The organism is Bifidobacterium sp. UBA6881 (assembly GCA_002451435.1).
Classification (GTDB): domain Bacteria; phylum Actinomycetota; class Actinomycetes; order Actinomycetales; family Bifidobacteriaceae; genus Bifidobacterium.
In genome coordinates, this window is record DKCF01000032.1 from 9,632 (window position 1) to 20,682 (window position 11,051).

9 protein-coding genes are annotated in these 11,051 nt (G+C 62.7%); 2 read left to right on the forward strand and 7 right to left on the reverse strand.

The window, feature by feature from the left end; genetic code table 11:
• The 7 genes from B3C64_RS02535 to mraZ all read right to left on the reverse strand — a co-directional run.
• Nucleotides 1-728, reverse strand: a 728-nt coding sequence (locus tag B3C64_RS02535) for a phospho-N-acetylmuramoyl-pentapeptide-transferase (protein ID WP_414632148.1), incomplete at its 3' end; no start/stop codon positions are given.
• Nucleotides 729-828: 100 nt separating this feature from the next.
• A complete protein-coding gene (locus B3C64_RS02540; protein ID WP_291533534.1) occupies nt 829-2,304 on the reverse strand; it encodes a UDP-N-acetylmuramoyl-tripeptide--D-alanyl-D-alanine ligase in 1,476 nt (491 codons plus the stop codon).
• A 181-nt stretch (nt 2,305-2,485) separates the two neighbouring features.
• A complete protein-coding gene (locus B3C64_RS02545; RefSeq protein ID WP_291533509.1) occupies nt 2,486-3,364 on the reverse strand; it encodes a UDP-N-acetylmuramyl peptide synthase in 879 nt (292 codons plus the stop codon).
• Nucleotides 3,365-3,426: 62 nt separating this feature from the next.
• On the reverse strand, nt 3,427-5,205 hold the full coding sequence (locus B3C64_RS02550) for a peptidoglycan D,D-transpeptidase FtsI family protein (RefSeq protein WP_298046843.1): 1,779 nt from the start codon (nt 5,203-5,205) through the stop codon (nt 3,427-3,429).
• A 20-nt stretch (nt 5,206-5,225) separates the two neighbouring features.
• Nucleotides 5,226-5,681 (reverse strand): hypothetical protein, encoded by a 456-nt coding sequence (locus tag B3C64_RS02555; protein WP_291533512.1) that lies wholly within the window; start codon nt 5,679-5,681, stop codon nt 5,226-5,228.
• Between the two features lies 1 nt (nt 5,682).
• Entirely contained in the window at nt 5,683-6,714 is a 1,032-nt protein-coding gene (rsmH, locus tag B3C64_RS02560; protein ID WP_291533513.1) for a 16S rRNA (cytosine(1402)-N(4))-methyltransferase RsmH, read from the reverse strand.
• Complete coding sequence (mraZ, locus tag B3C64_RS02565; protein WP_291533514.1) at nt 6,714-7,229, reverse strand: division/cell wall cluster transcriptional repressor MraZ; 516 nt, start codon at nt 7,227-7,229, stop codon at nt 6,714-6,716. The genes rsmH and mraZ overlap by 1 nt, the downstream gene beginning before the upstream one ends.
• Nucleotides 7,230-7,503: 274 nt before the next feature.
• Between mraZ and B3C64_RS02570 the strand changes: the two genes are divergently transcribed.
• Both B3C64_RS02570 and serA read left to right on the forward strand, forming a co-directional pair.
• Entirely contained in the window at nt 7,504-9,783 is a 2,280-nt protein-coding gene (locus B3C64_RS02570; RefSeq protein ID WP_291533515.1) for a HelD family protein, read from the forward strand.
• A gap of 9 nt (nt 9,784-9,792) precedes the next feature.
• Nucleotides 9,793-10,992 carry a phosphoglycerate dehydrogenase gene (serA, locus tag B3C64_RS02575; protein ID WP_291533516.1) on the forward strand — a complete coding sequence of 400 codons (1,200 nt, stop codon included), beginning with the start codon at nt 9,793-9,795 and terminating at the stop codon, nt 10,990-10,992.
• Nucleotides 10,993-11,051: the final 59 nt, after the last annotated feature.

Genomic DNA, 11,051 nt, shown 5'->3' on the forward strand with positions numbered 1-11,051 from the left:
CACACCGCGATGATGGTCAAGTCAAGCGGATCGGAGACCGCATAGGTGAAGCCGCTGTGACCGGATCCCTTGAGATGGTAGAACTCCCAGAACGCGATGCCCGCGTATCCCATGAAGGCGATCATCGACGAGCCGGCTGCCAGACCATCGAGACCATCGGTCAGATTGATGGCGTTGCTCCAGGCGGACATGAGCAGATTGACCCAGATCACGAAGAGCACGATGGACACCGCGCGACCTGCGAACTCGAAGCTGAGGAACGGCTTCTCGATGAAGCTCATACCGGCCTGCGCGCTGGGGAAGCCAGACTTGGTGGGCAGGATCAAAGCCAGTACCGCGTAGATCGTGGCGAAGACGAACTGGCCGATGAACTTGCCCTTGACGGTCAGACCCTCGCTCTGCTTCTTGCGCACCTTGGCGAAATCGTCGATGAATCCGAGGCATCCCATCGACAGCATGGCGAACAGCACCAGCACCGCCGACCACGATGGCACCTCGCCACGGGCGAGGAACCGGTACAGGGCGGACGATCCCCAACCCAGCACCACGGCGAGATTGATCACCACGCCGCCCAGCGTCGGCGTTCCGCGCTTGACCAGATGGGATTTCGGCCCATCCTGACGGATGTACTGGCCGTAATTGAGCTTGTGCACCAGACGAATCAGCAGTGGGGTGCCCACAATCGTCACAAGCAGCGACACCAAAATTCCGATGATGAGTGCAATCACCTGATGCTCTCCATTTCAGTCATATTGCGATTTCGGTTATGCGGCGCTTCATCCGGTCTGATATGCGGATCATGCGCGTTCCACTTCGTTCCCGTTGCTACTATTCTGCCGCCAGGCCCTGCCAATGTTCGGCCAACGCGCTGAGACCCGAGGCATGGGAGCCCTTGAGCAGCACGACCGCGCCATCATGGCCTTCGGCGAGATGCGTCACCATGGCATCGGCCTCGTCCGCGCCATGCGCCCAATCCACCGTGACGGCATCGGCCGCGGCCTCGGAGCCACCTTGCGCCATCGCCCCGGCGAGCGCGTCCAACGCGGCGTCCGAGGCGCTGCCGACGGCGACCAAAGCATCCACGCCGCCTTCGACCGCATACCGGCCCACACCGGCATGGAGCGTCTTCTCGTCCGGACCGAGCTCCAGCATGGCGCCCAGCACCGCGATGCGGAACGGATGCGGATCCTGGCCGGCGCGCCAGCGCAACAGCCCGTCGATGCCCGCCTCCATGGAATCGGGATTGGCGTTGAAGGAATCATCGATCAGCGTGAACGTCGTCTCCGGCTTGCGGACGGTGGATACCGCCATGCGATGCGGGCTGATGCTCTTCACATCGGACAGTCCCGCCGCGACCTGCGCGGCCGACATGCCCAGACGCGTCGCCACGGCGGCCGCGGCCAGCGCGTTCATCACATTATGCTGGCCGCAAATGCCGAGCGTCACCTCGGCGCGGTCCCCGTCGACGTTCAGCGTGAAGGACGGATGATCCAGATCGTCGCAGCGCACGTTCTGGGCGGTGACCGATGGCTGGGCGCCGTCTTCCTGCGGCAAGCCAAACCAGACGACGTCGCCCGGCGCGATGGCCCGCATCGCGCTCACCCGGGCGTCGTTGGCGTTCAGGACGGTCACGCCATCGGGCACCAGTCCGCGCACGATCTCGGACTTGGCCTGGGCAATGCGCTCCGGAGAGCCGAACTCACCCAGATGCGCCACGCCCACCTTGAGCACGACGGCGATGTCCGGCGGAACCAGCGACGTCAGATTGGCGATCTCGCCCACATGGTTGGCGCCCATCTCCGCCACAAGGAATCGGGTTCCGGCGTTCACCTTGAGCGCGGTCAGCGGCAGACCGATCTCATTGTTGAACGACCCCACCGGGGCCACGGTCGAGCCGACGCCCGAAAGCAACGATTTCAGCAGATCCTTGGTGGTGGTCTTGCCGACGGAGCCGGTGATGCCGATCACCGTGAACGCGTCGTCCTCCGCGCGGCGGCGTTCGATGTTGTGCCTGGCCAATGCACCCAGAGCCGTGACGGTGTTCTCCACCACGATCTGGGGCACGCCGGCGTGCTCGACCTCATGGTCCACCACCGCGGCCACGGCACCTTGGGAACCGACCTTGGGAACGAAATCATGTCCGTCGACGCGTTCGCCGGCGATCGCCACGAACACCGAACCGTCGACGATCTGCCGCGAATCGGTGAACGCGCTGGTGGCGACCGGCGCGTTCACATCGATGGCACCGGCCACCAGCCGTCCATGGACCGCTTCGGCGATCTCCGCCACGCTCATCGGCATCATGCCCGGGTTGTTCACTCTTGTTCTCCTCTTGTTTTCAGTACCGTGCGAATATGGTATCCGCACCACGTGTCTTCATTATGCGATTCGTCGGATCATTCGTCACAGGCTATATTCCCTCCGGCGATCATGCGGACGTCCAATCGGCATTCGCCGCGTGCGCGTCGCATCGTTCCGTATCGTCTCATTGCATGTCGCGCGATACGCGCAGGGCGCTTTTGATGTTCGCCTTGCGCACCCCGGCGGCCAGCACCATCGCGATGGACAGGGACAGCGCGCCGGCATCGGATTCGTCATAGGCCGACGAAGCCTGCGCCGCCAGCAGATCCGATTCCGAAGTGCGACGCGCGATGTGCGTGTGCTTGCCGATGACGCATCCGAAGCGTGCTGCGAAGTCGCGGGTCCGTTTCTCGTCGGAGCCGGTGTCCGAGCATCCCAACACGTCGATGTTCACCGCCTGCAACGCCTGTTCGTCAAGCGTGCGCTTGTCCAAGGCGAGGATCACCGCGGCCGCGCCGTCCTCCATGCATACCGCCAGCGTGCGTTGCACGTCGAGGATCGACAACGGGTAACGCAGGTTGAGGAACCGTTCCAAGGATTGCGAATCGGAAGCGCTCACCACGCCCACGGGATTACCCAGCATATGCAGGAAATCGGCGAGGTTCCTGACATTATGCTCCACGGATTCGTCATCCTCGCCGGCCACGGCGAACACGGCAAGGGAATCGGACGGGGAACCCGCCATAGTGCTGGCCAACACGCCCAACTGCTCTTCGGTGAGGTCGGCATACACCAATGGGATCTGCGGGTTGCGAATCGTTCCCCGCATCGCGCTCGGAACCACCGCGGCGTACGCGCCCAGGCTCTGCGCCGTCTCGATCTGATGCGCGTCCGTATCCGTCGACGGTATGAACAACGCACCGGGACGCACGGAATCGATTGCGTCGGCTATGGACGTCACCGTCACCTCGGTCGCCGACGGGGGCTCGATCTCGCAACCATACCGGTTGGACAGCATGCCCAGCGTCATACGACGGTTCATGGCTTCACTGACAGCGCTCATTTCCGCTCCCGTTCTTCATACTTCTTCACCGAGTCACCGTGTGCCAAGTGCCACCGGATCGCCTACCAAGTCACCGGAATAGCACCAGTGCGGGGACTGGAGGCCGGCACCTCATACTTCTGCATAAGGAATTCACCAATTTCCGCCGTGACGGGGCCCGCAGTCAAACCACCATAGCTGCCTTGGGGGTCCTTGAGCACCACAGTGATCACGAATCTCGGATTATCCGCCGGAATGATGGTGGAGTAATCGCTGATGATGGATGTCAGACTGCCGTTCTCGCCGGCCACTTCGGCCGTACCGGATTTCGCCGCCATACGGTACCCGTCCACCTTGACGAACGTGTTGTAGTGTTCGGCGGCGGATTCCATGGCGTTCAGCATCTGCGAGGCCACGGATTCGTCAATCACCCGGACGGCCTCGCCCTTGGCCTTCTGCTCGTGCACGTGGCCTTCGGAATCGGTGATGGATTTGATGATGCGCAGCGGTTTCTTCACGCCCTTGTTGGCGATGACCGACACCGCGTTCGACAACTGCATGATGTTGACCGTGTAGCCCTGGCCGAACAGCACGGTGTTGCGCGTTCGGCGGTCCCAGCTGCCGGAGGAATGCAGCACGCCCGACGATTCGCCCGGCAGGTCCAGTCCGGTGTCCTGTCCGATGCCGAACTTGCTGATGAACTCATACCGCTGTTCGTTGCTCATCTTCTCCCCGGCCATGACCATGCCGACGTTCGAGGACTGTTCCAGGATGCCGGCGAGGGTCCACTGCTCGTTGCCGTGGTCGACGGCGTCCTTGTACTTCTGCCCGTCCACCACGATGGTTCCGGGAACCGTGAACTTGTCCTCGAGCTTGTGCAATCCGCTCTGCACGATTCCCGACATGGCGAACACCTTGCCGATGGATCCCGGTTCGAAGGTCTCGCTCACCGCGCGCGACACGCCGAGTTTGGCGTCGTCGCTGCCGGCTTCGATCTCGTCGCTGTCGGCCAACGCCAGAACGTCACCGGATTGCACGTCCTGCACCATCGCGATGCCCCATGCCGAATGATATTTGCTCTCGCTGTCCTTGAGCACCTTTTCCACGTACCATTGCACATCATGGTCGATGGTCAGCGTCACATCGGATCCATTGACCGCGTCCTTGGATTCGGTCATGGTGCCCGGGATCTCGACGCCGCCGCTGCCCTGCTGGTATACCTGATACCCGTCCTTGCCGGTGAGCGTCTTGTTCTCCATCTGCTCGATGCCGGCCGCACCCTTGCCGTCCGAGTCAAGGCCGCCGAGCAACGCGCCCATCAGCGTTCCGTTCGAATAGACGCGTTCGTTGCTGAGTTCCCCGTAGACGATGCCACCCAGATTCAGTTTGCTGATCTTGCGTTTAATGGACGGCGTCACATCCTTTTTCAGAATGACGTACTGCCCGCTTCCGGCCAGCATCGCGCCGAGTTCCGTCGCATCCATGCCGAGGATGGGCGCCAGCAGACGCGCCACCGCGGCGGCCCCCGTGGCGCCGACCGGCTTGCCGTTGATCTGATGGCATTCGCCAGCGGTCTGCTTCGTGCAGGTGACCGGTTTGAAATCCTGCGCGAGCTGCGGGTTGCCGATGATGTTGTACCGCTCCACGCTTTGCGCGAGAATCGAACCGTTGGTGTCCATGATCTTGCCGCGACGCGCCTTCAATGTGACCTTGATGGTGCGGTTTTCCGCGGCCTGCAACGCCACTTCCTTGCCGTTGACCAGCTGCACGCAGACCAGACGGCCGAGACAGACCAACCCCACGATCGTCAGTACAAGTCCGATGGCCATGGTCTTCACCATGAGGGTTTTCTGCGAGGACATCCAAGATTGGCGGTGTGGCTTCACTTGCTGTCGTCTCCAGTCGCCTTGTATCCATTCAGGTCGATGGTCAGGGCGCCTTCCTGCGGCACCATGCCCATCTGCTCGGCCTTGCTGGGCAACGACGCCTCAAGCTTGTCGAGCTTGGCCTGGTCGTCTTCGACGTCCTGCGTCAGTCGGGTGATGTTCGATTCGATTTTGTTCGATTCGAACGAATTCTGCACCATTTCGGTGCGGAGCATCAGCGAACCGAGCAGGGAGGCGCCGAGGAAGACCACCGCGATGACCAGATGCAGCAATGGCGTGCTACGGGTGCGGGTCCATGTGATCAGCTGTTCGAATCCGCGCTTGAAACCGTTGCCTTCGGCACGCGCGCCTTTGATGACATGCAGCTCCGGACGGGTCGTTCCCGCCGTCTCGTCCTGGCTTTTGCGTCCAGCCGGAACGGCGCTCGACAAAACAGTTCTTGGTGCGGCCATCTCAGCGCCTCCTTCCTTTTCCGCTCACACTCATGTAATCGGCCCCTTGCTCGAACCGCCTCCGCCATCGCCGTGGAATCGGCCGGGTCAGCTCGATCGCCCGGAGCCGCACCGAAGCGGAACGTGGGTTCCGTGCGATCTCCTCGTCATCCGCCTTGATCGCCCCGCGCGTCAGCTCCTTGAAGAACGGCATCATGTCAGGGGGAACCACCGGCATATCCGGCGGCACATCCGCCTTCAGCCCCTGGTTCATGAAGGACTTCACCGTTTTGTCCTCCAGAGAATGGTACGACTCCACGACCAATCTGCCGCCCACGGCAAGCCGGTTCGCGATCTGCGGCAACGTGCCGGCGAGCTTGTCAAGCTCGCCGTTCACTTCGATGCGCAGCGCCTGAAAAACCCTTTTCGCCGGATTGCCGGCAGGACGATGCGCCTGCGGCACGACCTCGTCGACCAGCCGATTGAGCTGCCCGGAAGTGGCCAGCGGCTCGGTTTCGCGGCGGCGGACGATCTCGCGCGCGATCTGCTTGGAGAAGCGCTCCTCGCCGTATGTGCGGAAGATGCGCACCAAATCGGCATACGAATATTCGGCGAGAATACGCTCCGCGGTCAGCGGCTGGCTCACATCCATGCGCATATCGAGCGGCGCGTCATGCGAATAGGAGAAGCCGCGATCGGTCTCGTCGATCTGCAGACTGGACAATCCCAGATCCATGAACACCGCGTCCACCCTGTCGATGCTTTGATCGTCAAGCACCTGCGCGAACTCATCGAATGCGGCGTGCACCGGGATGAACCGCTCCGACAGCCCCTCCATGCGCATGCGTTCCGTGGCGAGCCCCAATGCCTCGGTATCGCGGTCGATGCCGATGAGCCGGGCCTCCGGGCACGCCTTGAGGAAGGCCGTGGAATGGCCCGCCAAACCGAGCGTGCAATCCACCGCCGTCGCGCCCGGCTTCGCCAATGCGGGCGCGACCAGGTCCACACAATCGTCCAGCAACACTGGCTGATGAATCGTCGTCACATCTGCCATCAGAATCCCACCGCCGGTAATACGTCATCGGCAATATCGGAGTACTCCTGCTCCTTGTCGGCAAGGTACTCCTCCCATGCCTGTCTGTTCCAAATCTCCGCTCTGGTCCCCACACCGATCACCACGATGTCGTCGCCGAGCCCCGCGTAATCGCGCAGCATCTGCGGCACCAGCACACGTCCCTGCCGGTCGGGGTTCTGCTCGACCGCGCCGGAAAGGAAGACGCGCAGGTATTCACGCGCCGCCCTGTTTCCCATGGACGTGCGCTGGATGCGCATGGCGATGCGGCGGAATTCGATTTGCGGCAGCAGATACACGCACCGCTCCTGGCCCCGGGCCATCACCATACCGTCTCCAATCCGGGCCCGCAGTTTCGCAGGCAGCGCCATGCGTCCCTTGGCATCGATTTTGGGAGTGTAGGTTCCAAGCAGCAATGGGGGAAAATCCGCCGACACGTCGTTCGACGATGTCGTCTCGTCTTCGGAGGACGGCGCAGCTCCAACATCGTGGACCATTGCCGCACCTCCTTCGCCGACATGCAGACGCGCTCCATCCCACAGCTGATTCACCACTCTACCCCACGGCTCACCAAAATCTCCCACTTGGGCACAAAATGCTCACGCAATACTCGGCTTTTATGCAGGCCTGTTCCGCAACGCGCCATATCCGACGATTCCGAAGGCGATGAATTCACGTTCCGTTCACCCGAGGCCGTTTCGCCCCGCAAGGTTCGTAGAACCCTTGGAGTAAATTGGAACGCTCTGAGTTTTTGATGAAGGGATTTATTTCATGTCGAACTATTCCGCCCAATTGCGTGAGGAGCAGCAGGCCGTCAGCCGCGCTTACGACCGTCTGGACACGTTGAGGGCGCAGTTACGAACCCGGCTCGACACCGTTCGCGCAGCCGGATCGCACGGTTCGCCCACGCAACGCACCGAGCGGGATTCCTTCGCCACCATGTATGAGGACCGCCTCACCCAGCTGCGCGCGGTGGAGGACCGCCTGGTGTTCGGCAGACTCGACGACGTTCAGGGCAGGCACCGCTATATCGGCCGTATCGGACTGTCGAACGAGCGTCATGAGCCGATCCTCACCGATTGGCGCGCCGACGCCGCGCGCCCGTTCTATGAGGCGACGCCGTCGAACCATGGCGACATCGTGATGCGACGCCATATCACGTTGCGGTTCCGCGAGGTCGTCGGCGTGGAGGACGAGGTGCTCGACGTGCACTCCGACCAGGTCGGGCAGGCCTCTTCCGACGGCACGCTCACCGGCGAGGGCGCGCTGCTGGCGTCGCTGAACGCCAAACGCACCGGCAAGATGACCGATATCGTGGCGACGATTCAAGCGGAGCAGGACCGCATCATCCGCGCGGGACTCAACCAGGCGGTGGTGGTGCAGGGAGGGCCCGGCACCGGCAAAACCGCCGTCGCGCTGCATCGCGCCGCGTACCTGCTGTACACGCACCGCCGCACTCTGGAACGTTCCGGCGTGCTGGTGGTCGGACCGAGCTCGACGTTCCTGCACTACATCGATCAGGTGCTGCCGTCGTTGGGCGAGACCGGCGTGGTGAGCCGCACCATCGCCGATCTCATCCCGGGCGTCATCGCGACCTCCCGCGACACTCCGCACGCGGCCAAGATCAAAGGCGAGCGCCGCATGGCCAAGGCGATCGCCAATGCCGTGGCCGCCCGCGAACGCATACCTTCCCGTCTGCCGAATATCCGTATCAACGGATTCAGCGTGCCGGTGGCGCGCGTCGATCTGGAACAGGCCATCGCCGACGCCAAGCGCACGCGCCAGCCGCACAACAAGGCGCGTGAGACCTTCGTGCGCAGCATGCTGTCCGCGATGCGCAACCGTTATGTGGAGCAGCTTGATTACCAGCCCGAGCAGGCGGAGCTTTCGGATGTGGCGCAGCAACTGCGCATGAACGACGACCTGCGCCGAACATTGAACCTCGCGTGGCTGCCCATGACCGGCCAATGGCTGGTCGACCAGCTGTTCTGCAAGCCACAGCAGTTGCGCCGTTTCGCCCCTTGGCTCGAGGAGCGCGACATCGAGTCGCTGATTCGGCCCAAGGGCTCGCCGTTCACCATCAGCGATGTTCCGCTGCTCGATGAGGCCATGGAACTGCTTGGTCCCGATCCGAAGGCCGTGGCGAAGCAGAAGGCGATGGATGCGAAGCGCGCGGAAGAGGAGCAGTTCGCCCAGGACACGTTGGCCCAGGCCGGCATCGGCACGGGCATCGTCACCTCGCAGATGCTGGTCGACAACATCAATGGTCTGGACGCGGAGCTCACCGCGCAGCGCGCGGCGGCCGACAGGGAGTGGACGTACGGCCACATCGTGGTGGATGAGGCGCAGGAGCTCACCGCGATGGATTGGCGCATGCTGATCCGCCGTTGCCCGTCGCGTTCGTTCACCATCGTCGGGGATGTGGCGCAGACCTCGGCTTTGGGCGGGACCCGCTCGTGGAAGCGCATGATGGATCCGTTGTTCGGCCCGAACAACTGGCAGTTGAACGAACTGACCATCAATTACCGCAATCCGAAGGAGGTGTCACGTCTCGCCGGCGATTTCGCGTCCGCGGAGGGTCTGTACATCTCCACCGTCAACGCGGTGCGGGCGGTACCCGATTCGGTCAGGCATCTGGTGCTCGCCGACGATGGCCTTCTGTCCGACGCGGTGGCCCGGCAGACCATCGATCTGGTTCGTTCCTACGTTTCCGCCGATGGCACCGGCCGCGTCGCCATCATCGCGCCCGACGACATGCTCCGTCCACTGCGCGCGCGCGTGTACGCGGAGCTGTCGCGGCATCTGGACGCGAAGGAGTTCGCGCGGCTCGATGCGCAAAGCTCATGGGACGAGCAGGTGACCGTCTGTTCGACGCAGACCGTCAAGGGTCTGGAATACGACGCGGTGATGGTGGTGCAGCCCGGGCGGATCGAGCAGGAGGCGCCTTCGCGCATCGTGGCGGCGTCCGACCTCTACGTCGCCATGACCAGGCCGACGCAACGGCTGCTTATAGTCCGGACAAAAGCGGACGAAAAGGAACTCACGCTATAAGGTGGAGACATGCCTAAAGCATTATTACTTGAAAACATTCATCCCGACGCGGCGCAGTCGCTGCGCGACCACGGCTTTGAAGTGGAATGCCTCAAGGGCGCGTTGAGCGAGGACGAGCTGATCGACGCGCTTGATGGCGTTGATCTGCTGGGAATCCGTTCCAAGACCAGCGTCACCCGCAAGGTCATCGACGCACGTCCGAACCTCACCGCCGTCGGCTGCTTCTGCATCGGCACCAATCAGGTCGATCTCGAGTATGCCGGCAAGAAGGGCATCGCCGTATTCAACGCCCCGTATTCGAACACCCGTTCCGTGGTGGAACTGGTGATCGGCGACATCATCTGCCTGATGCGCCGCATTCCGGCGCACACCCACCATATGAAGCATGGCCTGTGGGACAAGTCCGCTTCCGGCTCCCATGAGGTGCGCGGCAAGACGCTGGGCATCATCGGCTACGGCAACATCGGCTCCCAGCTTTCCGTCATCGCCGAGGCGCTCGGCATGCGCGTGGTGTTCTACGACATCGAGGAAAAGCTCGCGATGGGCAACGCCCATCGTTGCGAGACGCTCAACGAGCTGCTGGAACAGTCCGATGTGGTCACCCTGCACGTCGACGGCCGCAAGTCCAACACCGGTTTCTTCGGCGAGGACCAGTTCGCGCATATGAAGCAGGATGCGATCTTCATCAACCTTTCCCGCGGTTTCGTCGCGGATCTCGCCGCGCTGAAGCAGCATCTGGATTCCGGCCATCTTGCCGGCGCCGCGGTGGACGTGTTCCCCGTCGAACCGAAGAAAAGCGGGGACGAGTTCCTGACCGATCTGGCGGACGAGGACAACATGATCCTCACGCCGCATATCGGCGGTTCCACCTTGGAGGCGCAGAAGTCGATCGGACAGTTCGTGTCCCAGCGTCTTGAGGACTACTGGTTCAAGGGCTCCACCATGCTGTCGGTCAACCTGCCGCAAATCACCCTGTCCGACATCCGCTCCAACTTCCGCATCGCCCACCTGCACGCCAACCTGCCGGGTGTGCTCGCCCGCGTGAACCGCGTGCTCGGCGAGGACAACATCAACATCGCGGCACAGGCCTTGGGCACCGAAGGTGAGATCGGCTACGTGGTCACCGACGTGGCGCAGCGTCCCGACCAGAAGGCATTGGACGAGCTCGCCGCGATCGAAGGCACGATTCGCATGCGCGTCATCAGCTGATCGGCACCATCCGGCGCACCGCGAGAATTCATCATCCGCGGATATGGAAGACGGGACCG